A 26,435-nucleotide genomic window follows, 5' to 3' on the forward strand; every position below is an offset into this window, starting at 1 on the left:
TACTTTATGCTTAAAAAATCTCAAGGTAACAGCCATTATGCAGCTCTCGGCCATGTTGCTCATAAGTTGGTTCGTGTAATATTTAAAATACTAAAAGATAATGTTGCCTTTAATTTAGAATAATTTTTAGAAAAATATATTTTTTAAAAGCATATTTTAAATAGGCTTATTTTGTCATGCCTTTTTTAGATATAATTATTTTTAAAAAAATTTATCTTTTTTATCTTGACAATTCATAGTTGGTCTCCTTATTGCATACTTTTTCGTCCTTCAAATATTTCCTACTAATTAAACGATTTAATATTAATTTTATAATAACATATTTATATTCCTACATCAATTTGTACCCTATTTTATCAAAGAATAGACAACGAACCCCTTATCTTTTTGATTATATATTTCTTATATTTAGAATTTCCATTATCCTAGTCTTCTCCTATAAAAAATCATTTTGTACTGATTCATATAAGTTTTTTTATTATAATATATAAATAATAAATACGGTTTTTATTTTGTTATAGAGAAAAGAAATATATTCATCTTTTCCAATATCCTAAGATATATAATAACCTTAAAATGAGTGTTTAATTATGTTTATTATCGAATTGTAAGCAAATGAAGGCAATGGACTTCTATGCCATAGATAATAGTTGAAGATTTAGAAAAGGATGGATTAATCCATCCTTTTCTAAATTTTCTTTTTTATCCCTTTGAAGGCACAAAGGGTATTATCCTTGCAGCTAAATTTGATATAGGCATAGATTGAAGAATTATTTTACCAGGGCCTATCAATCTTACAAGGAATAAACCTTCACCGCCAAATAAGATGTTTTTAGCTCCTTTAATCGTTTCTATTTCATATCTTACGCTTTCCTCGAATAAAAATACATGTCCTTGGTCTACTAGCATAGTTTCTCCTGATCTTAAATTATATTCAATCAATGAACCATCAGCCTCTAAAAATAACTCCCCATGTCCAGAGAATTTTTGCAATATAAAACCTTCTCCACCTAATAATCCTGATGAAAATTTCTTGGTAAATACGGTTTGAAATTCAACACCTGTCTCTGATGCAAGATAGGCAGATTTCTGTCCAATTAAGGTTTGACCTTCCATTTTTATGTTTTTTATTGTTCCTGGTAATGATGAAGCAAATACAATTTCTTGATTATCAGTTTTCGCTGTATAAAAATTCAAAAACATACTTTCACCTGAAAACATTCTAGCTATACCTTTCATTATGCCACCTGATGTTACCTCTACATCAAAACCATCTGTCATCCATGACATTGATCCTGCACTGGTTTTAATAGTCTCTCCTCTATTTAATATACATCTAAGTATTGGATAATCTCCTTCTATTGAATACTTCATATCTACACCTCCATTAATAATTTTTATTAATTTATACCCTCGATTGTAAATTAATTATAATAACTTAACTGACTTTTATTTTTTGTCTAGTCACTATTTATTTTACTCCTACTCTATATTACCATTTTTAAATTCACCATGCTATAATATATTTATGAAAGTAAAAATAAGGAGGGCTATTATGTTAGATTTATTGATGAATAGAAGAAGCATTAGAAAATATAAGAATCAAGAACTAGAGAAAGAAATCTTAGATAAAATATTGCAAGGTGCTTTAACTTCTCCTTCCGGGAAAAATAAAAAACCTTGGGAATTAGTTGTCGTAAATAATAAAGAAATCCTTGAAAAGCTAGGTACTTCTAGGGGTGGAGCTTCACACCCTATATCAAATGCAGAATTAGCAATTGTAGTTTTAGTAGATCCTAATATTACAGATACTTGGATAGAAGATGCTTCTATTATTGCTACTGTGGTACAGTTAACATCAGAATCTTTAGGACTTGGCTCATGTTGGATACAAGTAAGAAATAGATTGACTGAAGATGATCAAAATGTAGAAGATTATGTAAAAAAACTTTTAAATATCCCCGAGAAATATAATGTAGAAACTATGATTGCACTAGGCTATCCAGATGAAGAAAAAAAGCCTCATGATACTGAGACTTTACCTTATGATAAAATTCATTATAATGGATTCAATAAAGCAAAATAAATTCCAAAAATCTCCTTATCCATAGGTAAGGAGATTTTTTAGTAAAATTAAAACTAAGTAATGATTTAACTTATTTATTACTTTTCTATTTCCATTTCTAGAAGGGCCATTCCAAGAGATTTTCCATGCTTATCTACAGCAAGACTTCTTGTAACCCCTCCACCCAAAGATTCTTCGAGTACAAAATTAAATGCACAAATATTATCAAGTTCATACCTTCTTACTTCACCAAAACAAATTTCAGAAAAAAATTCTTCTACTCTTTTTGCAGTTAAAAATTCTTTAAGCATAGGGTAATCTTTTTCGTCATATGGAATAACAGCAATATTTGACATATTGCCTTTATCTCCAGTTCTAGTGTGAGCTATTTCTTTAAGTTTCATGTCTATACCTCCCAATAGATAGTTTCAGTAATTATATCCTCTTTAGGAATAATAATTGCACCAACGGATAATACCTGCCTTACTCCAGATTCAATCCCTGAAGAACCTGCAGGTCCATTTGTATAAAGATAATCTAACTCTTGAGCTATAAGCATTGCATCCTCAAAGGTTTTTGTTCTACCACTTATCCTAAGCCTTATTTCACTATGTTCCTTAGATCCGAAACTATCTGAAATATTTGTTTTATATAAGGAATTGTAGCCTATATAATCAGTTCTGTACTCATCTATATTAGCCCCCACAATTTTTAAGCGTTTTTCGATTATATCAGCGCACATTTTTGCACGAGGAAGAGAATTTAATCCTCCAAAGCTTACCTCCCCCTCTCCAATATAACAATCACAATATCCAACATTTACCTTATAGGTACTAGGTACTCCCCTAGATATGGCTCCTGTTACAAGTACAACATCCTTTTCCATCTCATTGAAGAAAACATTTGTGAAATCAACTATAGCATTAGGAGTAATATAGCAAGATGGATCTGTAATTTCGTATAATAGTTGTTCTTTACAAGTTCGAAGAGATACTTCTCCCCCTGAGCCCTTTACCTTTGTAACGATAAAATTTCCATTTTCATCTATTTCAGCAATTGGATGACCCAAGATATGTAGATTGTCCACATCCTTATATCCAGGATCTGCAAAATATCCTCCTGTAATTTGTCCACCACATTCTAAGAGGTGTCCTAATAAAGTTGCTTGCCCTATCTTATACAAATCATTTTCCGTCCAACCAAATTCATGCATCATAGGTCCTACGAATAGTGCTACATCTGCAACCCGCCCTGTAACTACGATATCAGCTCCATTGTCAAGAGCTTCTTTTATCGACTCAGCTCCTAGATATACATTTGCTGATATTATCTCGGCATCAAATTCACCTAATGTATTGGTACTTTGCCACATAATTGTATCTTTATATTTGTCTAAATCATTAGTTATATTATCTCCAGAAACCATGGCTATTTTAATATTATTAATGTTCAACTCTTCTGCGATTTTTATGATATGTTCAACTGCTGCATTAGGATTTGCTGCACCCATATTAGTAACTATTTTTACACCCTTTTCCTTTGCTTGCTTTAAAATCCCCCTCATTCTTGACTCAAGCATAGGAGTATATCCTTTTGATGGGTCCTTTAGTTTTTGTTGTTGATTATTTGCAATTGTCCTTTCTGCAAGGCATTCAAATACAATGTAATCAATATCCCCTTTTTCCACCAGCTCTATTGCTGGTTCCAATCTATCATAGGAGCATCCTGCTCCACAGCCAATTCTGACCTTTTTCATACATAAACTCCCTTCTTTAAATATAGCCACAGTAGAATAATTTAACTGTGGCTGTTTTTATATTTTTATTTATTTTCGTTAAGAGTCCAAAATAATATCTTCTTCTTTAATTTTTCAAAGGAAAGCATAACGATGACAATAAAACATCCCATAAATAATAGCCCAGCAATTACTCTAGCATAATCCGAAAAATCGGCATAATACTGAATAAAATATCCAAGTCCAGAATTTGTTGCAAACATCTCAGCTATGGCAAGTAAAATAAATGCAAAGTTCAGTGCCGTACCTGCACCTGCTAAGATAGATGGGGCAGCAGCAGGTAAAATTACATTTAATAATTTTTTAAAACCTTTTAATTCCAGAACCTTAGAATTATCTAAGTATTTTTGATCAATAAGAACAATTCCATTTATAGTACCATTTAGGAAGGGCCAAAAACATCCTATAAAGATAACTGCCACAGATGATAAATAAAAAGTAGGCATAATCGCAATAAGATAAGGCGTCATCATAGATGGTGGAATTGGATTAAGAGCAAATATAATTGGTCTCAAATTTTTATTTAATCTCGGATTAGTACCTATTAAAATTCCTAGTAAGATACCAGAAAATGCAGCACCAAAATATCCTGGTATTAAAAGTTTTAAAGAACTAATGAGACTTTTCCACAGCTTAGGCATTGAATCATAGAATTTAGGTCCAATTTTTGAAAAGCCTGGAAACAGTACTGGATCAAGCACTTTAAAAACATCAGTAGCAAATAAATAAACTAAAAATGCTACAATCAGAATTATAATAGTTCCTATATAATTTTTAATATTTTTATTGTCTTTTAACATTTATGCTCACCTACTATAGTAAATACATTTTTAAATCCTATAAAACTAATTTAATGCTTCTGAATTATAATTTATAAATTTTTCTTGAAGTTCTTTATAGAAAGAATCTCCTGGATTTTCAGCTGTAAGTTCATCTAAAGCTTCTTTGTATATTTTAATATTAATATGATCATTTACATCTATATCAGCTGGATCAATGTATTTCATATCAATCAAACGATCCCACATATAACGAACTCCATCACTCTTAGGATCTGTATCAAAAATTTGATTCGTTTCAAGAAGCATTGTTCTTGCATTTTCCTCGTCAAGTTCAAGGTATTTCATATTTAGCTGAACTGCGTACTCTGGATCTTCACTTAATACTTTTTCTGCACGTATATATGAACGTAAAAATGCTTTTACAGCATCTCTATTCTCATTGATCCATGTTGTATTTGCAACCGGTCGGCAACAAACATGCACTGGATCCCAGAAATCATTACTCCAAGCAATTGTCTTAAGACCTGCCTCAAGTGATTGTAGATATGTTGAGTTCGTACCAATACCAATATCTGCATTACCTGATTTAACAGCTTCTAGAACTTCACTTGGCTTTTTAAATTCTAGTATTGTTACATCTTTTTCAAGGTCGTATCCTGCTTCCATCATAGCACCACGCCATACGATATCAGGAGTATACATTCTTGCCGTAGCAACTTTTTTACCAACAAACGATTCTAATCCTTTATACTCTAAATCAGATACAGCGTAAACAGGCATACCACCAGACAAATATCCACCAAAGACGGTAAAATCTGCACCATTTGTAACATATGTAAGAGGTGCAGCAGTTCCAAAAGAAACAGCTACATCAATCTTTTTTGATTGTAGAGCTGTCAGTGCATCTGTTGAATTAGAAAATGGAACAAGCTCAATTTCAATACCTTCCTCTGTTGCAATACCTTTATCAATAGCAATAAATCCTAAAATATTTCCTGTTCCCGGATTATATGCAACATTTATTTTATGTAACTCTTTTTTATCAGGTTTCTCAGGTGTTCCCGTTACTTGAACATCATCTTTTATTTCATCTGTTTCTTTACTGCTACAACCAACCATAACTCCCGCTAATATAAAAATAACAAGTGTCAATGTAATAAAACGTATTTTTTTCTGTCTCATCTTATTATCTCTCCTCAATTAATTTTTCTTCGATATCTCTATTTATAATATGGATAAGCTTATTTCGCAATTCTAAAGCTTCCTCATTTTTAAACAAAGAATCTCGGTCAACCTTTTCTTCGTCTTTAAAAGAATGTGTATAAATAATTTTGCTAGGACTTGAACCGAAAACAAATATTTTTGTAGATAAAAGCAAGGCCTCATCAACATCATGGGTAACAAATAAGATAGTCTTTCTGTTTTCTTTGTCCTTCCGCCAAAGATCTAATACCATGTCCTGCAATTTAGCACGCGTAACAGCATCTAATGCACCAAATGGCTCGTCCATAAGTAAAATAGGAGGATCTAAGGCAAAAGATCGGCATATAGCAGAACGTTGACGCATACCTCCAGAAAGTTCATTTGGATATTTATCAAATGTGGATTCCTCCAATCCTACCTTTTTTAGATAATATAGAGCACGTTTTTTTAAGTCCTTTTTACTCTCATTCTTAAATTTTTGCTGCAAAGAAAGTACAATATTCTTTCCTGTAGTTAACCATGGAAACAGACTATAATCCTGAAAAACCACACCTCTATCTAGACTTGCTCCTTGCAATGGATTGTCTCCAACAAAAATAGTACCTGAATCTGGTTCTGATAATCCTGCCATCAATCTAAGGAAGGTGCTTTTACCACAACCTGATTGACCTAACAGACAGACAAAATCTCCAGCCTCTATTTTCATATTTATATTTTCAAGGATAGGTTCCTTGTCATATGAAAACATAATATTTTCAACTTTAATGTCATGCATAATCAACTCTCCTCGTGCACCTATATAATACTACTCTTCTAAATCACCATATAATTTTATTGTATTTATGAGCTCAAATCAAATTGAGAATAATTATACCAATCATTGTGATTATAGATTATTTCTATAACGAGTAAATAAGTAAATAAGGATAATATTTCTGTATATCACTAATAATTATTACATAAAAAAATCTCCTTATCTTTAGATAAGAAGATTTTTATCTTATTTCATTAAATGGGTCTCCAATATCTGCTCCATTCTTAAGCCTTGTAGCCCTAAATAATGATTTAAGTTATTTAATAAATATTCTAATTTAACTGGTCCTACTAGTTCTGATCCTGTTACTGCTACACCATATTTTTGTGCTTCTAGTTTTACTAGTTCAAATGTTCTATATAATGGTGTTTGAGCACAGTCAAACATATTCATGGATACTACTACTCCGTCTCTTTCCGGGAATTTGATTCCTACGGCTCTAACTGTTGAATATCCGCCACTTGGTCCTCTTACTGCCTTTGCTATTTGTTTGGCTATATTTACATCTTCTGTTCCCAAGAAAACGTTATATGCTGTTAGTCCTTCCATATCTGCTGATACTATAGTTGCTCCATATTGTGGACTTAATTTACCATCTACTGATAAATCTGGACGTCTTGCTTCGTGGTCTGGATGGTTTTCATCATCTAATAATGCTTTCAGTCCTTCATATTGTCCCTTTCTAATGAAGGAAATACTCTTTTTATCTTCTGTTCTAGCATTTGCTCCTGCAAAGTATATAGGAACTTGATATTTATCAAATAATTCTTTTCCTATTTCTTCTGCTAATTCTTTAGTTTCTTCTAAGGTAATATTCATAAATGGGAATAGAGGTATTGTATCTTGACCACCTATTCTTGGATGAGAACCCTTTTGCTCTCTCATATCAATAAGCTCATAGGACTTTCCAGCCATTTCAATTAATGCTTCTTTTAATGGTTTTGGTTCACCTAATATAGTCACTACTGTTCTATTGAAATCATGTTCTGGTTCTACACTTACTAATGTAACTCCTTCACGATTCTTCAATACTCCAGTAATGGCTTCGATTACATCTTCTCTTCTACCATCACTAAAGTTTGGAACTGCTAAGATATACTTTGTACCTTCCATTTTAATTCCTCCTTTTATTCTTCTCCTAAATAAGCCTTTCTTACTCTATCATCATGTAATAAATCCTTAGCATCACCTGAAAATAAGATTTTCCCAGTTTCTATTACATAGCCTCTATCTGCCGTCTGCAATGCAATATTAGCATTTTGCTCAACAAATAAAAATGTAAGTCCGGTTTTTTTGTTTATCTCCTTAATAGATTCAAATATCTCTTCAATAACTATTGGGGCTAATCCCATAGATGGTTCATCTAGCATTAGTAGCTCTGGATCTGATAAAAGTGCTCTACCAATAGCTAGCATTTGTTGTTCTCCACCACTTAAAGTTCCTCCATACTGTTTAGTTCTCTCCTTTAATCTAGGGAATAACTTATATACAAATTCAAGGTCTTCTTTTATTTTTTCCTTATCTTTTCTCAAATAAGCTCCCATTAGAAGATTTTCTTCTACAGTCAATGCAGTAAATATTCTTCTTCCCTCTGGAACATGTATAAGTCTTTTAGCTACTATTTTTTCCGCACTTAAGTCATTTATTTCTTCGTCTTTATATTTAATACTTCCTTTAGATTTTATTAGATTGGATATGGCTCTTAAGGTACTAGTCTTTCCTGCTCCATTACTTCCAATTAAAGTGATTATCTCTCCCTCTTTTATTTCAAAAGATAATCCTTGTAATGCGTGGATACCTCCATAATATACATTTAAGTCTTCAACTTTTAACATTACTTAGTACCCCCTTTACCTAAATAAGCTTCAATTACCCTTTGATTTTGCTGAATCTCTTGTGGCAATCCTTCCGCTATTTTATTTCCATATTCTAGTACCGAAATTCTATCAGATATACCCATTACAAGCTTCATATCATGTTCAATAACTAAAATGGTATTTCCTCTATCTCTAATTTTCTTTATAAGATGAGTCATCTCAACTTTTTCACCTGAGTTCATACCTGCTGCTGGCTCATCAAGTAAAAGTAATTTAGGTTCTGTGGCCAATGCTCGAGCAACCTCTACTCTTCTTTGATAACCATAGGGTAAGCTAGTAGCTATTTCATCTTTTAAATGAGTTAACTCAAGGAAATCCAAAATTTCCATTACCTTAGTTTCAACTTCCTTTTCTTCTTTTACAAGCTTAGGAGATTTTAATATGGTAGCCAATAAGTTTGATGATGTTCTGCAATATTGTCCAACCATTACATTTTCAAGTACCGTCATGGTGCTGAATAACCTTATATTCTGGAAGGTTCTACCGATTCCCATTTTTGTTATTTCATAGGGTTTAGATTTTTTAACCTTTTCTCCTAAGAATGTAACATCTCCTGCTGTTGGTTCATATATCCCAGTAATAGCATTAAAAAAAGTAGTTTTTCCCGCTCCATTAGGTCCTATTAAACTTACAATTTCATCTTTATCTATATGAAAATCTACATTGTTTACAGCCGTCAACCCACCAAAACGCATTGTTATTCCTTTAGCTTCGAGAATTCTCATTTTTCGCACCTCCCTTTAGACTAGACATGCTGATCATTCCTTGAGGTCTTACTATCATCATCATTACTAATAATATACCGTATATTGCATATCTATATGTGGATATACCTCTTAGTGCTTCAGGTAATATAGTTAATACTGTTGCACCTACAATAATACCTGGTATACTTCCTACACCGCCTAATACTACCATTGTTAACATTACTACTGATTCCATATATGTGAAGTTATCTGGATTCACATAGTGAATAAATGAAGCGAATATGCCTCCAGCTAATCCTGCTATAGCAGCACCTAAAACAAAGGCAAGTATTTTTAGGAAAGTTGGGTTTATTCCCATTGCTTCTGCTGCTACTTCATCATCCTTTACAGCTACTAGTCCTCTTCCTAATCTAGAGTTTAATAGTCTATAGGAAATAAATATGGTTAGAAGTGCCAGGATATATAGAATATAATAATATCCAGTATTACTGCTTATTGTATAACCAAATATCTTAGGTGATGGAATACCTGGTATACCAGCTGGTCCTCTTGTAAAGGATGCCCAATTTATTAAAACTAACCTTAGTATTTCACTGAAGCCTATTGTTGTAATAGCTAAATAGTCTCCTTTTAATCTTAGAGTAGGAATACCTAAAAGTAATCCAAAAATTGCAGAGACAATTGCACTACAAATCAATGCAATCCAGAAAGGTACATGATAAGTCACTGTAAGAATAGCAGTAGTATATGCTCCTACAGCATAAAATGCAGAGTGTCCCATGGAAAGCTGTCCTGCAAATCCGAGAACAAAGTTCAAACTTAATGCCAATACTATATATATCAACACTAGTACGCTTGTCCTAAGTGCATAAGTGTTGTTAGCTAAAATTAGAGGTAGTAATGCTCCTAATATTAAAAATATAAAAGTTGTAGCTTTTCTCTTTTTATTATCTAAATTCATAAATCTCTTTGTACCTATATCAAATATTTTTGAAAGTACAATAATTCCTAAATACAATATACCTGAATATAATATTAGATTGAATAAAACCTTTGAAATATTAGTCATCTTTATCCACCTCCTATACCTTTTCTTTAATACCCTTACCTAACAATCCATCAGGTTTTAGGATAAGTATGATTATTAAAATTATAAAGGCTATAGCATCTCTGTACCCAGAAGAAATATATGCTGCACCTAGACTTTCTGATACTCCCATAATAAGCCCTCCAAGCATTGCACCTGGAATACTGCCTATACCACCTATTACTGCTGCAATAAATGCCTTTAGTCCTGGTACATAACCCATCATAGGATATGCTGCTTTATAATATATTGCAACCAAAGTACCTGCAGCAGCTCCTAGAGCAGAACCAAGTCCAAATGTAAAATATACTACCTTATTTGTATTAATTCCCATAAGTCTTGAAACATCCATATCTTGAGATACGCATCTCATTGCTCTACCAATCTTTGTATATTGAACTATATAAGTTAATAATGCAACTAAAACAATTGTTGTGCCTAAAATTATTAGCTGAATAGTATTAACTCTAATTCCCATAAAACTAAATACTTTATTATTTATTACATTTGGAAATGATTGAGTCTCAGGACCCCATATAAGCATTGCAAAATTCTCTAAAAATATACCAACTCCAACTGCAGATAAGAACAAATTTATTTTAGGTGCCTTAAACACAGGGCTATAAGCAAACTTTGCTATGAGTATTCCGAAGATTGATGCCCCAGCCATCCCAAATAAAAACGCCAGCATTATTGGCATATTAAATAGCGTCAATGCTGTATATGTTAAGAAAGCACCGATCATATATACGTCTCCATGGGCAAAGTTTATCAGTCTAATGATTCCATAGACCATTGTAAAGCCTATCGCCGTTAGAGCATAAATACTCCCGAGAGCTATACCGTTACTTAATTGCTCCATAAACATATCTTTCACTCTCCTTTGTGTCTATTAGGGAGCCCCTTAGAGCCCCCCAATATCTTTAGTTTAATTGATCTCCTGCTAAAACGATTTTACCATCTTTAACTTCTAATATTAAAATGCTTCTTGTTACATCATTGTTTTCAAAAGAGATAGGTCCAGCTACTCCTGGGAAGTCCTTAACTCCTTGTAAATATTTCGTTATACCATCTCTTGTTGCTCCGTTTTTCTTCATGCCTTCAAGAATAAGTTTTGCTGAGTCATATGCTAATGCTGCATAATTATCAGGTTCTTTATTATATTTTTCTCTAAATGCTTCTACAAATTCTTTTGTTCCAGGGAATTCAACATCTGGATGGAAGAATGCAGCGAATCTTATTCCCTCAACAGATTGTCCACCTAATTTTATTAATTCATCAGAACTGATTCCCTCTGTTCCTATCATTGGAACATTTAACCCTGCTGGTCCTGCTTGCTGTGCAATTAAAGCTGTTTCTACATAATAACCTGCAACAAACATTATATCTGGATTTTGACCCTTAATCTTTGTAAGTTGAGGGCTAAAGTCTTTTGATTGTCCTTCAAAATATGTTTCTGATGCTACAACTTTTCCACCTAGACTTTCAAATTCCTCTGTAAAGTCATTTTTAAGACCTGTACCAAAGTCATTAGCTGTAAATAAAATAGCTGCTTTTCTTTTTCCTAATACATTATAAGCATATTGTGCTAAGTTTTTTGCTTGAGTAGTATCAGTTAATGAAATACGATATAAATGAGGAGTAGATCCATCAGTTATTTGTTTATTAACTGAGTCTGTAATAACTGGTATACCTGCTGCTTCATAGATTCCTCTTGCCGCTAATGTACAAGAACTGTTCCAGTGACCAATTACTGCTAAGACTTTATTATCTCCTGCAAATTTTTGAGCTACGTTTGGCGCTTCTTTAGGGTTTCCAGTATCATCACCAACAATTAATTTCACTTGTTTACCTTCAATACCGCCCTCTTTATTTACTTCATCTAGTGCTAGTTCTATAGCTTTAACTTTCATATCTCCAAATTGAGCTGAGTCGCCTGTCATAGGATTAGCTGAGGCTATATATAATTCCGAAGAGTTAGAATTTCCTCCACCACCGCTACATGCAGTAAGTGAAACTATACTTAAAACTAATAAAACTGCTAAAAAAGCCTTCCTTTTCATTAAAGATCCTCCTTTATTTTTGGAAATTTTATTTTGATGCTAATTATTATTGCAAGTAGTGTGCCATAATTTTTTTATATCTCTAATGATTAATAAGCTACTATCTACCATCTATAATTGTATAAATTGCTAAAATACAATAAATAATATATATGCAATTAATTCATACTATGAAATTTTTTCATACACGTGGTATAATGATATAGAATAAAAATTTAGAACTCGAGGTGCAAGATGATTCGAAGAAGGATTTTATCAATTTGTTTATTTGTAATAATTTGTTTATATTTCTCTTCACCTGGTACTGCTATTACACCACAGGATATTACTGAAGAACCTCTTAAAATCGGTGGGGATAATAATTATCCGCCATATGAATTTGTAGATGATAATGGGAATTTCAGGGGATTTAATGTAGACATTATAAGGGCTATTGCCATAGAATTAGGATTAGAAATTGAATTAATTCCCAATAGCTGGGAAGACACTATGGAGCTTTTGAAGGATGGAGAAATTGACGCTGTCCAAGGCATGACTGTGACAACAGAACGTGCTAGGATATATGACTTTACTCAAGAAATTGTAATAAATTCTCAAAATATATTTGTATTAAAAAATTCTAGTCTCATTCATGATATAAATGATTTGTCTGGAAAAAGAGTATCTATTCAAGCTGAAGATGTTTCTAAGGAGATTACAGGAAGGATACCAAATGCTACTGTCATACAGAAAACAAATCAATTAGAAGCCCTTCAATCCTTGTTATCTGGCGATGTTGATGCCTACGTTGGTAATAGGCTAACTGGAATTTATTATGTGCAAGCCTTTGATTTAACAGAATCTGTAAAGATTGTTGGAGAACCGCTTTATTCCACTAAGTATGCTATAGCTGTTAAAAAAGGAGATAATGAATTATTAGCTCTTCTAAATTCAGGCTTAGAATCAATAAAAAACAATGGAACTTATGATAAGATTTATAAGAAATGGTTTGGAGAAACTATTTTAGATATTAATCAAAAATGGATTGATATTCTTTCAATGTTATCAGTTGCACTTTTAATCTCTGTAATATTTATCTATATAGTAAACTATTGGAATAAAAGGCTAAAAGAAGAAGTTGAGGTCAGAACAAGAGAAATCATTGAGTTAAATAATATTGCAATGTATAACGATAAGATGCAAGCATTAGGTAAATTATCATCAGGAATAGCCCATGAACTTAGAAATCCATTGACATCTATTAATGCTTTCATTGATTTAATTCCTTTAAAAATAGATGATGAGAATTTTAGAAAAGAATTAATGAAAATTGTTCCCAATGAAATAAAAAGATTAAACGATTTAGTTGGCTCCTTACTAGATTATTCAAAGCCAAAGAATCCAAAACCTGAAAATATTATATTATCTGAAGTCTTATCAGATGTTTTAACTCTCTTGAAACAAAAGTTTAAAGAGAAGAAGATTAAAGTAATAACAAGAAATACAGATATTTATCTTTATGCTGACAAGTCCCAAATAAAGCAGATATTAATCAATATCTTACTTAATAGCATTGATGCCATCGATAAGGATGGACAAATAGAAATAGAAGGTAATATCATCAACACGAAAGCTTCTATAAGAATAAAAGATAATGGATCTGGGGTACCCCAAGAGATGTTAAGTAAATTGTTTGATCCATTTTATACTTCTAAAAAAACTGGTTATGGAATTGGGCTTTCAATGACTGATAGATTAATAAAGGAAAACAAAGGAGAAATAAAGTTAGATAGTGAAGCTGGGAAAGGTACAATAGTTACGATTTATATGCCTAATGAGTCATCTGAGAGAAAGGAGAAATGATATGCATAATGTTTTAGTTATAGATGATGAAATCTCAATTCTTACTGCATTAAAATTTGCCCTTGAAGGCCATTTCAATGTATATACAACAGCCGATGTTTTAGAAGGCTTAGATATGATTAGTAGTAAAAGTATAGATTTAGTTTTGCTTGATCAATATCTAGGGGATTACAGAGGTCTTGAAGTATTAAATACCATAAAATCAGAAAATCCAAGGGTAATTGTAATTGCAATGACTGCCTACGGCTCTATTGAGGACTCTATTGAAGCAATCCAGAGAGGTGCTTATTATTATATCACTAAACCCTTGGATATAAATGGATTGATATCCTTAATAAACAAGGCCCTTGATTATCAGTCACTATCAGATCAATTGGAAGATCTAACGAAACAAGTCAATGCAAACAAATTTAGCTTAAAAATGGTTTCTTCCAGTAGTGCCATGAATGAAGTATTTAAAATGATTGATAGAGTAAAGGATGTAGACATTACAGTCCTTATATCTGGCGAATCAGGTACAGGAAAAGAGCTCATTGCCAGAGCAATACATGAAACGAGTAGACGAAAAGATCAAAATATGGAAATAATAAATTGTGCAGCAATTCCTCATAATCTTTTGGAATCTGAGTTGTTTGGATATGAAAAAGGTGCCTTTACTGGTGCAAATAATAAGTACAAGGGAAAATTCGAGCTGGCTGATAAGGGTACTTTATTCTTAGATGAAATCGGGGACATGGATATACAATTACAAGCAAAACTTCTGAGAGTCATACAAGAAAAAACTATTACACCCCTTGGAAGTGAGAAATCAATACCTGTTGACTTTAGATTAATAGCAGCCACAAATTTAAATCTCAGTGCTGAAGTTAAAAAAGGAAATTTTAGAGAAGATCTATTTTTTCGTTTAAATGTTGTTAATATAGAAGCTCCCCCTTTGAGAAATCGAAAAGAGGACATTCCTGCACTTACAAAACATTTTATAAATAAATACAGTAAATCTTTTAATAAAGAGGTTACTGGAATAAGCAGAGCTGCTATAGATGTCTTAGAAAACCATGATTATCCAGGTAATGTCAGAGAACTTCAAAATATTATTGAACGCGCAGTAGCACTTGCTGACAAAAACACCATTCAAATACAAGATCTACCAAGTGAAATCATTCCTAATACTCATAGAGTTTTATTAAGTGAAAGTGTTCCTGTATATGTTGGAGATACTATAGAATCTGCAGAAAAAAAGCTTATCCTCGCTACTCTAGAATATTGTGATAACAATAAAAGAAAAACTGCTCAGATGTTAGGTATGAGTGAAAGACATCTTTATAACAAGTTAAATCAATATGAATTAGGATAGAAATTAATTAAAAATAAGTTCTAAAAAGGGCGGTTATATAACCGCCCTACAATTTTCTACTTCATTAAATGAGTTTCCAATATCTGCTCCATTCTCAAACCTTGTAGCCCTAAATAATGATTTAAGTTGTTTAGTAAATACTCTAATTTAACCGGTCCTACTAGTTCTGAGCCTGTTACTGCTACACCATATTTTTGTGCTTCTAATTTTACTAGTTCAAAGGTTCTATATAATGGTGTTTGAGCACAGTCAAACATATTCATGGATACTACCACTCCATCTCTTTCTGGGAATTTGATTCCTACGGCTCTAACTGTTGAATATCCGCCACTTGGTCCTCTTACTGCCTTTGCTATTTGTTTCGCTATATTTACATCCTCTGTTCCCAAGAAAACGTTATATGCTGTTAGTCCTTCCATATCTGCTGATACTATAGTTGCTCCATATTGTGGACTTAATTTACCATCTACTGATAAATCTGGACGTCTTGCTTCGTGGTCTGGATGGTTTTCATCATCTAATAATGCTTTCAGTCCTTCATATTGTCCTTTTCTAATAAAAGAAATACTCTTTTTATCTTCTGTTCTAGCATTTGCTCCTGCAAAGTATATAGGAACTTGATATTTATCAAATAATTCTTTTCCTATTTCTTCTGCTAATTCTTTAGTTTCTTCTAAGGTAATATTCATAAATGGGAATAGAGGTATTGTATCTTGACCACCTATTCTTGGATGAGAGCCCTTTTGCTCTCTCATATCAATAAATTCATAGGACTTTCCAGCCATTTCAATTAATGCTTCTTTTAATGGTTCTGGTTCACCTAATATAGTCACTACTGTTCTATTGAAATCATGTTCTGGTTCTACACTTACTAATGTAACTCCTTCACGATTCTTCAATACTCCAGTAATGGCTTCGATTACATCTTCCCTTCTACCATCACTAAAGTTTGGAACTGCTAAGATATACTTTGTACCTTCCATATTTTATACCCCCTTATATTATACACTTATTCATTATGTTAACATACCTACAATGCTTTTTCTTTGTATACTTTCTATAAAAGAGTACAGTTTTCAAATGTAAAATCATCACTTCATATGTTTAAGTTTCCCATTATTTTTAATTAATAGTATTTCTGACATAATACTCATTGCTATTTCCTCAGGGCTTCCTGCAGATATTTCTAATCCTATTGGTGCATATATTTTATTTATATTCTCTTCTGGTATACCTTTATTCCTTAAATTGTCCATCATAGTAATTACTTTACGTTTACTCCCCATAGCACCTATATATTTTGCATCTGAATTTACTACTTCTATCAAAGATTCTTCATCATATTTATGGCCTCTAGATGCTATAACTATATATGTATTATTATCTATCTTATAATTTCTTAACATTTCATTTATAGGTCCTAGTACTAGTTCTTTTGCCAAAGGAAATCTGTCACCGATTAAAAACTCCTCTCGATCCTCAAATATTACTATATCGAAATTAAGCAAGGAAGCAATATTATATATTGCATATCCAACATGCCCTCCACCAATTATTAGAAGCTTAGGATTAATTTTATATACATCTATAAACACTTCCACCCTTCCACCACAAATCATTCCCACTCCTTCAGTATCCAACGGTAGATCTATAGTTTTGCTTTGTCCTTCTTCTATGGCTTTGATGCACAATTCTATAACATGCTTTTCTAATGCTCCGCCTCCAATAGTTCCATGGATTGAGCCATCCTCTAAAACTGACATCATAGTACCTATACCTCTGGGAGTTGAACCTTCTGATTTTGTAATAGTTGCAATGGCTAATTCTTTTCCATTATTTATATCTTCCAAAGCTTTTCTCATTACTGACAGATCACCCATTTAAATTCTCCTTCCTTTCCTTAGATACATTATTCCTTCTAAAACTCCACCGCCTACTGCCCTAGCTTTATCTGATATTGTATATACATATTCCTCTATTCCGCGAGGGTCTATATCTCCTACCTTTAGCCCTTTTTCTACATAAAGACCTTCCTTTATAATACCTCTCAATATACCCGATATTCTTGCTCTTACTTTTCTTCCTGACGTCTCGCATATTATATCTCCAACTTCTACTTTATCGCCTATATTATAGTAACTTTTAAATATTCCACTGGCCTCAGCTCTAATTATCCTTTCTTCTTTATAGCCTAGAATATCTCCAGGGATTCCAGTGTCATCTTCTGCTTTACCTTTATATATCACTTTTCCTAAAAAATGACCTCTCTTAGTTTCTACTACTAAATCTACATCTACTCCGGCTTCAAATCCAGGACCTATACCTATTGTCATGGGAGCCATATCCTTTGTAGTTCCAAGATTTTTCTTAGCAAGTATACTGTCTATTATGGCTATGGGTTTTATACTGTTTATTATCTCACCTTTTCCATCAATATAAACAGGAATAATTCCATTATTAATAGCTTCATATATTTCCTCTAGATTTCTAGTTAATATTGCCTTAACCCCTTCTACTATAATTTCTCCATTATATACAGCTTCACAAAAAGATACTCTTCTCCTAATGGCCAATGGTTTCTCCATATCTAAGATTATTACCTTAAATCCTGCCATAAATAACCTATGTCCTATACCTGTGGCTATATCTCCTCCACCACGAATAATTATTAGCTCCATATTTTACCACCTACTTAGAATTATCATTTGGTGATTTCTAATATCTTTAAATCCTCTTGATTATCTATATCCATACCTAATCTTTCTTCCTCTATATAAACCTTCTTCGTTTTAGAAATATTCCTTTCTACTATATCTCTACCGCCTTTGTCCCCTGTAATTTGTAATAATTCTTCTTTAAAAATAGAAGAAATAAGCATAGGCATTCCCCTATGATTATTATAATAAGGCACTAGAATAGGTAGATCTGAGATATTGTATTCTTCAATTAATTTATCTATAAGTTCTGATGTTAAAAAAGGCTGATCACCTACTAAAAACATATAGGATTTAGCTTCTATAGCCCTCCTCACTCCTAGTTTCAATCCTTCTGATTGTCCTAGATGAGCATTTTCATTATAAATAGTTTTTATATTATACTCTTCTCCTATTTTCTTTACTTTTTCACTTCTATAAATTAAAATTATATCATCTAGTTTTGAGCCTACACAGGCCTTAATAACTCTTTCTATTAATGTACTTCCTTCTATATCTATTAATAGTTTGTCTGCTTTCATCCTTCTTGAAAAACCTGATGCTAAAATAATTCCTATTATCATAACTATTCACCTAATAAAATTTTTTCTCTTTAATATCCGCTATAGCCACATTATTAAAATGTTTATCATCTAGTATTCTTCTGATTCTTTTTGCTTTACAAATTTTCATTTCATCATTAGCTTTATTTAGCAGTAGGATTTTGTCTCTTGATGCATTTTTAAATAATCCATTCTTATCTAAAACAAGTTTTACAATGACTTCTTCATCAATTATGAAGTTTCTTCCAACTATGTCCCGCAGCAGTTCTGGTCTATGAACTGTATCCTCGTCTATTGCTTTTCCCAAGGAATCTAAACCTATAACTCCAATTGTCTTAGTGCTAGTCATTGGAATTACTGGTTCATGATTCCCTGGAGCCTTTATAGGCTTTCTCTTAGAACCATCCGCCTCTATGAGAATAATATCAAATATATTTCTTGCAAAAATTTCTTCTAATTTTTCTGAAGAAATTCCCTCTAGTTTACCATTTTTTATCTCTCTGCCTAATATCGTAATTGTACCATTTAATGGATTAAAATCTCTATCTATATCTTTTAAGAAAAGATAAGTATATTCTTCCTTTAAAGGAGTAAATATTCTGGTAGTAGTAGATATAAGGATTTTTTTATTTAGAGAAATAAATTCTTTTGCTAATTCAAAGATGGTAGTAGTTTTTCCTCCACCTCCTACAAAAGAGAGCATTTCCGCTTTATATATATCTATACCTAATGCTTTATATATAATCATTCTTAATCCTCATATTTATATATTTTTAACAAGAGAATCCAAGGCAAGCCCTATTTCATATAGTCTTCCTCTTTCATCTGTGACTGTTAAAAATTTAAATAATTTCCCATCTTCGACTCTCTTTTTTACTGGTGTTACTATATATTCTTTTTTCCTTTTCTTAAAATCTTGTAAAGATGGGTCTGCCTCATATAGATTTAGACCTATGGCGGATTTTTCATTGGTAAATTCTACAACTCCCGACATATCTGTAATATATATCGCATCTACTCCTACCTCTCTAATTAATTCTTTTATCATAGTGTCACTAATATTTTCATTGTTCATAAAATAATCTTTAACTATATATGCCTGTCTTAACATCTTTTCTTCCATTACCTTACCTACTACAAATTGCTGCATATCATAAACATATCCTTTAATCTTTTCTACCACATCATTTAAATTTCTTGATCGACTGTGTTGCTCTAATGTCTGCTCAGTAGTCTGTTCTATTTGAGCTGTTGTTTCCTCTGAAAATTCTGCTATTCTAGTTATATTTGCAGTTATTTCCTCTATCATGGAATTATTTTCACCAGTTACTTTTTTTATTTCCTCCAAACTTTCTTTGCCTAAGTTTAATGTTTCTATTATGGAATTAAATTCTTTGCTAGTAGATTCAATAACTTCACAGTTTTCGTCCATATATTTCATCTCATTTGCCATGGATTCTGAAATCAATACTATCTCATCTTTTAATCCATGTATTACTTCTTCTATCTTTTTAGATACAGTCTCTGTCTCGTTAGCTAATTTCCCTACTTCCATAGCTACTATAGAGAAACCTTTGCCATGTTCTCCAGCTCTAGCTGCTTCTATTGAGGCATTTAACGAAAGCATTTTTGTTTGATTTGATATGGTATTTATAAGATCTACAAGTGATACTACTTCATCTGAATAATTTCTTAGTTCTATTATTTTCTTAGAACTTTCTGCTACCATGTTTTTAGAGTTTATTATTCTGTCTTCTATATAATCTATTTCTTCAATCCCTTTCTGAGCTGAGGTAATAGAATTTGATATAAATTGAATTTTATCAACTATATTCTTATCTATATTTTCCATAGATAAGTAAATTTTTCTAGCTAAATGATTGGTCTGATTAAGCATCTGACTTTGTTCCACTGCATTAGCATCTGCTTCTTCTACTGAAGACGCTATAAGTTCTGAACTAGTTAAAGATTCAGTAGCTAATAGACTTAAGTTTTCACATATATTAAATATTTCAGTTGATATTTCTACCTGAGTTTTCAAGTTCTCTCTTATCTGTTTATAAACACTATAAATCTTTTGCCTTGCTTCCTCAGGTATATCTATACTTTCTGATAAAGAAAAGTCTAAATCATTGATATTAGATAAATATTTTATTATCTCTTTTATCCCCCTGTTATTTTGAATCTTCCATAATCCTAGAGACAATCCTATTGAGAGTAAGAGAGCTAAACATATTTGTATAATTGTATTTTTAAAATATACTGTTGTAAAATAATTAACTCCCATAAAAATAATCGAAAACATAAATACCTTTAAAAAATCTCTAGTTCCTCTCTTCAACATTTTTCCTCCTTATGCTATTATCCTATTTTTTTCTCTTCAGCCTCCCCTAGAGCTTTTATAAGTCTTTCTGGTGTTACAGGCAATTCTGTAATTCTGACCCCTATAGCATCGTAAATTGCATTTAGTATAGCAGGAGCTATTGGAATCATTACAGGTTCTCCAATTCCTTTTGCACCATAGGGAGCTGTAGATTCTGGATCTTCTACTATAATATTATTTATGTCTATCATGTCCATAGCAGTAGGTATTAGATATTTTGAGAACTTATTATTTTTCATTTTACCATTTTGCAAATTTAAATCCTCCAATAATGCATATCCAAGTGCCATAGCAAATCCACCATCCATTTGTCCCTCAAGTAATCCTGGATTTACTGCACGCCCTACATCTTGAGCAAAGGTTGATCTTAAGAGATTTACTATACCTGTTTTTGTATCTACTTCTACTTCTACCGCACAGGCATTAAATGTATATGGCCAATATGGAGCTCCTTGCCCATTCTCAGGGTCCATCTGGGTTGTTTGAGCTATAAATTCTCCCTTAGTCTCTATAGTATCATCACCTATATATATTTCAGATAGCTTCTCATAGGATATTCTCTTCTGGGGAAAAAAGCTTAATACTACTTCTCCTTTTTCTAATATTAATCCTACTGTAGAGTTTAGTCCTAGCTGAATTCTTGCTTTTTCAAATAATTCATCTCTCATATTTTCACAGGCAACCTTTATTGCATTTCCAGTGTTATATGTCTGTCTAGTTGCTGCTGCTGTTCCTGAATCAGGCATTAAAGATGTATTTTCGTGTACTAATTCAATATCTTCTACTGTTAGTCCAAGAACCTCCGCTCCTATTTGTCTCATTGAAGTCTTGGCTCCCTGCCCCACCTCTGTTACACCACAATATATTCCAATCTTTCCTTTTGGAAGAAGTCTAATGATTGCCCTTGATATATCTGGAAATCCGTTGCCATAGCCAGTTCCATAAAATGAAATTCCTATACCTATGCCTCTTTTCTTCATAGAGCTCCCTCCTTTAATTGTTCAGAGAACTTAAAATCCTTATCTACTTCTTCTATACATTTATCTAAAGGCACACTATCTGTCAATATCTGTCCGGTAGCAGTCATTGAGCCTTTTCTAAATATATTTTTCATCCTAAATTCAATAGGGTCCATATCTAATTTTTCAGCCAACATATCCATTTGTTGTTCATGGGCTATAGGTACTTGAGTTGCTCCAAATCCTCTCATAGCTCCAGTAAATGGATTATTTGTATATACCGCATAGGTATCAACCTTTACATTCGGTATAACATAAGGTCCCGTAGCATGGACCCCAGCTTTTCTTAGTACATTTATTGCCCAAGAACAATGTGCACCAGAATCTCCAATTATTTCTGCTTCCATATATTGAAGTATCCCATTTTCATCTGCTCCAGTTCTATATTTCATAATCATAGGGTGACGTTTAGAATGTGTTAAAAAGGACTCCTCTCTAGAATATATGACTTTTATTGGTCTCTTTAATACCATAGCTGCTAATGCTAAATGTATTTGAGGTGATATATCTTCCCTAGCTCCAAAGGCACCTCCTACAGCTGTATTAATTATTTTAACCTTTTCCTCTGGCAGACTTAAGTTTATAGCTACTTCTTCTCTGTCATAATGTGGATATTGAGTAGCTAAAGCTACTACTACTGTGCCATCTTGTTCAAGATAACTAATTCCTGCCTCTGGTTGTAAAAATGCGTGTTCTACCATAGGTGACTTATATATATTTTCTACTATATATTTACACTTTTTCTTTCCCTCTTCTATATCTCCATGTCTCAATTTATAATGAAATACAATATTAGAATCTCCATGTACCTTAGGTGAATCCTCTTTCATAGCTTCTATTGGATCAAATACTGCTGGTAATTCTTCATAATCAACTTTAATTTTTTTATATCCTTCATCACAAGCTCTCTGAGTTTCTCCTACTATAAATGCTATTGGTTCTCCTATTCTTATAACCTTTTCACTTGCAAATACTTCATGGTCCTTTAATACTACTCCATGGATATTTTCTTTTGGTACATCTTTATATGTGAATACCTTTAATACTCCTTCTACTTTTTCTGCTTCTGCAACATCTATTTTAATTTTGGCATGAGGTTTATCTGATCTTAAGGTTTTACCATAAGCCATATTATCCAAATATATATCTTGAGGATAAACTGCTGTACCAGTAACTTTACTATATGCATCGACTCTAATAATATTTTTTCCTACTACATTTAGTTCCATTACTTTTCCTCCTCCATATATTTTATAGCTCTTTCCGTTGCATCAATCATTTTATTGTAGCCTGTACACCTACATAAATTACCCGATATTCCTTCTCTAATCTCGTCTCTTGTGGGATTAGGGTTTTTATCTAGCAATGCCTTAGTTGATAAAACCATCCCTGGTATACAAAATCCGCATTGTACTGCACCTACATCTATATATGCCTGCTGTACTGGATGAAGTTTTCCATTTCTTTCAAGTCCTTCTATAGTTACAATACTACTTCCGTTGGCTTGAAATGCCATTACAAGACATGAGTTAACAGTTTCTCCATCCATTATGACAGTGCAAGCACCACATTCACCTTCTCCACATCCTTCTTTGGTACCTACAAAGCCTAATTCATCTCTTAATAAATCTATTAATCGCAAATTCTCATCTACAGAAATTTCGCAAAATTCTCCATTCACTTTAAGGCTTATATTTACCATGCTGCCACCTCACTCCCTATTGTCATTGCTGATTCAAGGGTTTCCCTTAATATACCAGATATGGCAACCCTTTTATATGGTAAAGTAGACCTACCTTTTAACCGTTCATCCATAGAGTTTTGTAGTGTCTCTATAGCACCTTCTACGGTTTCTTCCCTAATTTTTTTACCTATTAAATAATTTTCAACTTCATATTCTCTCATAGGATATTTTCCCAATGCCCCACTAGCAACTCTAATGGAATTAATAAACCCTTCACTATCAAATTCAACTAAAGAAGCTGAGGTCAGTCTTGATATGGCTAACGCCTTTCTAAGTCCAAGCTTGGCGAAAGTAAGGACTTGATTTCCTTTAGGTTTTATAAATTTAATTTCTGTTATAAGTTCATTTTCTTTTATAGGGTCAGTATAATAGTCCTCTAAAGATATTTCTCGTACCCCTTCTATACTAACAAGCCTTACTATACTTCCCAAAGCAATTAAAGGCGGTATTGAATCAGCTGCCGCAGACCCATTTGCAATATTTCCTCCTATGGTGCCTTTATTTCTTATTTGCGGGGAACCTACCATTCTACAAGCTTTATATAATCCCCATAGGTTCCCACGAAACAAATGGTTTTCAACTATATTGGTAAATGTAACTCCTGCACCTAAAGTAATATACTCTCCATCATCCTCTATTTTTTTCAAGTCTTCAATTTTAGTAATATCTATTAACACCTTCGGTGATATTTTCTCATTTTTCAAGGCAATTACAATATCAGTACCTCCAGCTATTATCTTTGCATCTTTGCCAAAATTGCCAAGTATTTCTATCACTTCATTAATATTATCTACATTATACACTTGATTTAAGGTCATATTTACACCCCTCATAGGATTCTTAGTTTTAAAAAGCCGCCTCCAAATAGAAGGCGGCTGATGTCTTTACATAAATATTGTTTTCAATACAAACAATATTGCTAATACATACATAATTGGTGATACATCTTTGTGTTTTCCAGTTAATACCTTTAATATTACATATGAAACCATACCAAATACTATACCTTCAGCTATACTATATGCAAAAGGCATCATAACTATTGTTAGAAATGCTGGTATAGCCTCTGTAAAGTCATCCAAATCAATTTCTTTAATTGGACTCATCATGAAAAGACCAACTAAAATTAATACAGGCGCTGTTGCCGCCCCTGGAATCATACCAAATAATGGTGAAAGAATTAATGCTAATAAGAACATTACTCCTGTAGTTAAAGCTGTAAGTCCAGTTCTACCACCTTCTGCTACTCCTGATGCTGATTCTACGAAAGTTGTTACTGTAGATGTACCTAAGCAAGCACCCAATGTAGTTCCTACAGCATCTGCTAATAAAGCCTGTTTAACCTTTGGTAACTGTCCATTTTCATCTAACATATTAGCCTTTGAAGATACTCCTATTAAAGTACCTATAGTATCAAATACGTCTACGAATAGGAAAGAGAACATTACTATAAGCATATCCCAAGTAAATACATTAGCCCACTCGAATTTAAATGCTACTTCTGCAAGAGATGGTGGCGCTGAAAAAATACCTAAGAAAGTTCCATTAGGCATAGAACTAACTCCCATTGGTATACCAATGATAGTGGTAATTATAATACCAAAGAATAAAGCTCCCTTAACCTTTTTAGCCAATAGAAATCCTGTAATAACAAGGCCTATTAATGCTAATAATGGTGCTCCTTTAGTTAAATCACCTAAGTTTACAATTGTTCCTCCTTCAGCTGTAATAATTCCCGCATTTACAAAACCTATTAAAGCTATAAATAGGCCTATACCTACTGATACTGCTTTTTTCAGATTCATAGGAATTGAATTAAATATAGCCTCTCTTACATTAAAGAATGATAATAATATAAATATAATCCCTTCAATGAATACTGCTGTAAGAGCAAATTGCCATGATTTTGACATACCGAATACTACTGAATAAGTAAAAAATGCATTAAGTCCCATACCTGGTGCCAACGCAAAAGGATAATTTGCCATAAATGCCATCATTAGACAAGCTACGGCAGATGAAATGGCAGTAGCTGTAAATACTCCACCTTGATTCATCCCTGTTTCTGCTAGCATACCTGGATTTACTGCTAAAATATAAGCCATGGTCATAAAGGTAGTAATCCCAGCTAGAATTTCAGTTTTTACATCTGTGTTGTTTTCTTTCAGCCTAAATTGTTTTTCAAAAAATCCAACATTTGAAGCTCTTTCACTAGACATAATACTCCTCCTTATAATTTATTTAAAAAAACTATCCTCCTTTCTTAAAAGTCTCTATTTAGTTATTATACTAAATTTTTATAGATAACTGTAGTAAATTCTTATTTAATAACAGGAGGCAGAATCTTAAAATTATTCACATCTATCAGTCCTTTGTCTGTTATCTTCCATGCTGGACTTGTAGATAGTGCTAAGAAGGATAGATGCATTAGTGGTGCATGGATT

27 protein-coding genes and 1 pseudogene are annotated in these 26,435 nt (G+C 32.5%); 4 read left to right on the forward strand and 24 right to left on the reverse strand.

From position 1 onward, the window contains the following. A pseudogene (locus KQI38_RS21960) lies at positions 1-123 on the forward strand (IS110 family transposase); the annotation flags it as partial. 579 nt (positions 124-702) lie between these two features. Here KQI38_RS21960 and KQI38_RS11840 read toward each other — a convergent pair. Next, positions 703-1,374: a TIGR00266 family protein gene (locus tag KQI38_RS11840; protein ID WP_216559671.1), complete on the reverse strand. Its 672-nt coding sequence runs from the start codon at positions 1,372-1,374 to the stop codon at positions 703-705. A gap of 181 nt (positions 1,375-1,555) precedes the next feature. On the opposite strand from KQI38_RS11840, the gene KQI38_RS11845 reads away from it, so the two are divergent. After that, a complete protein-coding gene (locus KQI38_RS11845) occupies positions 1,556-2,086 on the forward strand; it encodes a nitroreductase family protein (RefSeq protein WP_216559673.1) in 531 nt (176 codons plus the stop codon). 77 nt (positions 2,087-2,163) lie between these two features. Here the strand turns inward: KQI38_RS11845 and KQI38_RS11850 are convergent, their stop codons facing one another. The 11 genes from KQI38_RS11850 to KQI38_RS11900 all read right to left on the reverse strand — a co-directional run bounded on the left by KQI38_RS11850 (position 2,164) and on the right by KQI38_RS11900 (position 12,393). Beyond that, a complete protein-coding gene (locus tag KQI38_RS11850) occupies positions 2,164-2,469 on the reverse strand; it encodes an AtuA-related protein (protein WP_216559675.1) in 306 nt (101 codons plus the stop codon). A 2-nt stretch (positions 2,470-2,471) separates the two neighbouring features. Continuing rightward, the gene (locus tag KQI38_RS11855; protein ID WP_216559677.1) at positions 2,472-3,821 is read right to left on the reverse strand and encodes an acyclic terpene utilization AtuA family protein; all 1,350 of its coding nucleotides are present in this window, start codon (positions 3,819-3,821) and stop codon (positions 2,472-2,474) included. Between the two features lie 65 nt (positions 3,822-3,886). Continuing rightward, positions 3,887-4,660, reverse strand: a complete 774-nt coding sequence (locus tag KQI38_RS11860) for an ABC transporter permease (protein ID WP_216559679.1) — start codon at positions 4,658-4,660, stop codon at positions 3,887-3,889. A gap of 45 nt (positions 4,661-4,705) precedes the next feature. Then, positions 4,706-5,824: an ABC transporter substrate-binding protein gene (locus KQI38_RS11865; protein WP_216559681.1), complete on the reverse strand. Its 1,119-nt coding sequence runs from the start codon at positions 5,822-5,824 to the stop codon at positions 4,706-4,708. A gap of 4 nt (positions 5,825-5,828) precedes the next feature. Beyond that, positions 5,829-6,620 (reverse strand): ABC transporter ATP-binding protein, encoded by a 792-nt coding sequence (locus tag KQI38_RS11870; protein WP_094902451.1) that lies wholly within the window; start codon positions 6,618-6,620, stop codon positions 5,829-5,831. Between the two features lie 225 nt (positions 6,621-6,845). Beyond that, positions 6,846-7,772: a glutamate formimidoyltransferase gene (gene ftcD, locus KQI38_RS11875; RefSeq protein ID WP_216559683.1), complete on the reverse strand. Its 927-nt coding sequence runs from the start codon at positions 7,770-7,772 to the stop codon at positions 6,846-6,848. Positions 7,773-7,786: 14 nt separating this feature from the next. After that, entirely contained in the window at positions 7,787-8,494 is a 708-nt protein-coding gene (locus KQI38_RS11880; RefSeq protein WP_094904463.1) for an ABC transporter ATP-binding protein, read from the reverse strand. Beyond that, on the reverse strand, positions 8,494-9,261 hold the full coding sequence (locus KQI38_RS11885) for an ABC transporter ATP-binding protein (protein WP_094904462.1): 768 nt from the start codon (positions 9,259-9,261) through the stop codon (positions 8,494-8,496). The genes KQI38_RS11880 and KQI38_RS11885 overlap by 1 nt, the downstream gene beginning before the upstream one ends. Further along, the gene (locus tag KQI38_RS11890; RefSeq protein WP_094904461.1) at positions 9,242-10,312 is read right to left on the reverse strand and encodes a branched-chain amino acid ABC transporter permease; all 1,071 of its coding nucleotides are present in this window, start codon (positions 10,310-10,312) and stop codon (positions 9,242-9,244) included. The genes KQI38_RS11885 and KQI38_RS11890 overlap by 20 nt, the downstream gene beginning before the upstream one ends. A gap of 13 nt (positions 10,313-10,325) precedes the next feature. Further along, entirely contained in the window at positions 10,326-11,198 is an 873-nt protein-coding gene (locus KQI38_RS11895) for a branched-chain amino acid ABC transporter permease (RefSeq protein ID WP_094904460.1), read from the reverse strand. A 55-nt stretch (positions 11,199-11,253) separates the two neighbouring features. Continuing rightward, complete coding sequence (locus KQI38_RS11900; RefSeq protein WP_216559685.1) at positions 11,254-12,393, reverse strand: ABC transporter substrate-binding protein; 1,140 nt, start codon at positions 12,391-12,393, stop codon at positions 11,254-11,256. 234 nt (positions 12,394-12,627) lie between these two features. On the opposite strand from KQI38_RS11900, the gene KQI38_RS11905 reads away from it, so the two are divergent. Both KQI38_RS11905 and KQI38_RS11910 read left to right on the forward strand, forming a co-directional pair. After that, the gene (locus KQI38_RS11905; protein ID WP_216559687.1) at positions 12,628-14,235 is read left to right on the forward strand and encodes a transporter substrate-binding domain-containing protein; all 1,608 of its coding nucleotides are present in this window, start codon (positions 12,628-12,630) and stop codon (positions 14,233-14,235) included. Further along, positions 14,207-15,589, forward strand: a complete 1,383-nt coding sequence (locus KQI38_RS11910) for a sigma-54-dependent transcriptional regulator (protein ID WP_216559689.1) — start codon at positions 14,207-14,209, stop codon at positions 15,587-15,589. The genes KQI38_RS11905 and KQI38_RS11910 overlap by 29 nt, the downstream gene beginning before the upstream one ends. A 56-nt stretch (positions 15,590-15,645) precedes the next feature. On the opposite strand, the gene ftcD (KQI38_RS11915) is transcribed toward KQI38_RS11910, so the two are convergent. The 12 genes from ftcD (KQI38_RS11915) to KQI38_RS11970 all read right to left on the reverse strand — a co-directional run bounded on the left by ftcD (KQI38_RS11915) (position 15,646) and on the right by KQI38_RS11970 (position 26,419). Next, a complete protein-coding gene (gene ftcD, locus KQI38_RS11915) occupies positions 15,646-16,572 on the reverse strand; it encodes a glutamate formimidoyltransferase (protein WP_216559691.1) in 927 nt (308 codons plus the stop codon). Between the two features lie 108 nt (positions 16,573-16,680). Then, entirely contained in the window at positions 16,681-17,469 is a 789-nt protein-coding gene (locus KQI38_RS11920) for an XdhC family protein (RefSeq protein ID WP_216559693.1), read from the reverse strand. After that, positions 17,470-18,267, reverse strand: a complete 798-nt coding sequence (yqeB, locus tag KQI38_RS11925) for a selenium-dependent molybdenum cofactor biosynthesis protein YqeB (protein WP_216559695.1) — start codon at positions 18,265-18,267, stop codon at positions 17,470-17,472. A 23-nt stretch (positions 18,268-18,290) separates the two neighbouring features. Further along, a complete protein-coding gene (locus KQI38_RS11930; RefSeq protein WP_216559697.1) occupies positions 18,291-18,866 on the reverse strand; it encodes a nucleotidyltransferase family protein in 576 nt (191 codons plus the stop codon). A 10-nt stretch (positions 18,867-18,876) separates the two neighbouring features. Further along, positions 18,877-19,593 (reverse strand): selenium cofactor biosynthesis protein YqeC, encoded by a 717-nt coding sequence (yqeC, locus tag KQI38_RS11935; protein WP_216559699.1) that lies wholly within the window; start codon positions 19,591-19,593, stop codon positions 18,877-18,879. Between the two features lie 15 nt (positions 19,594-19,608). Continuing rightward, entirely contained in the window at positions 19,609-21,186 is a 1,578-nt protein-coding gene (locus tag KQI38_RS11940; protein WP_216559701.1) for a methyl-accepting chemotaxis protein, read from the reverse strand. Between the two features lie 20 nt (positions 21,187-21,206). After that, entirely contained in the window at positions 21,207-22,208 is a 1,002-nt protein-coding gene (locus KQI38_RS22355; protein ID WP_216559703.1) for a xanthine dehydrogenase family protein molybdopterin-binding subunit, read from the reverse strand. Continuing rightward, complete coding sequence (locus KQI38_RS22360; RefSeq protein WP_216559705.1) at positions 22,205-23,476, reverse strand: xanthine dehydrogenase family protein molybdopterin-binding subunit; 1,272 nt, start codon at positions 23,474-23,476, stop codon at positions 22,205-22,207. The genes KQI38_RS22355 and KQI38_RS22360 overlap by 4 nt, the downstream gene beginning before the upstream one ends. Continuing rightward, positions 23,476-23,949 carry a (2Fe-2S)-binding protein gene (locus KQI38_RS11955; RefSeq protein WP_216559707.1) on the reverse strand — a complete coding sequence of 158 codons (474 nt, stop codon included), beginning with the start codon at positions 23,947-23,949 and terminating at the stop codon, positions 23,476-23,478. The genes KQI38_RS22360 and KQI38_RS11955 overlap by 1 nt, the downstream gene beginning before the upstream one ends. Further along, entirely contained in the window at positions 23,943-24,809 is an 867-nt protein-coding gene (locus KQI38_RS11960; RefSeq protein WP_216559709.1) for an FAD binding domain-containing protein, read from the reverse strand. Before KQI38_RS11960 ends, KQI38_RS11955 begins: the two co-directional genes overlap by 7 nt. A 66-nt stretch (positions 24,810-24,875) precedes the next feature. Beyond that, complete coding sequence (locus KQI38_RS11965) at positions 24,876-26,210, reverse strand: NCS2 family permease (protein ID WP_216559711.1); 1,335 nt, start codon at positions 26,208-26,210, stop codon at positions 24,876-24,878. A 101-nt stretch (positions 26,211-26,311) separates the two neighbouring features. Next, complete coding sequence (locus KQI38_RS11970) at positions 26,312-26,419, reverse strand: adenine deaminase C-terminal domain-containing protein (RefSeq protein ID WP_246565809.1); 108 nt, start codon at positions 26,417-26,419, stop codon at positions 26,312-26,314. Between the last annotated feature and the right edge of the window lie 16 nt (positions 26,420-26,435).

It is taken from the genome of Tissierella carlieri (assembly GCF_018917285.1).
GTDB classification, from domain to species: Bacteria; Bacillota; Clostridia; order Tissierellales; family Tissierellaceae; genus Tissierella; species Tissierella carlieri.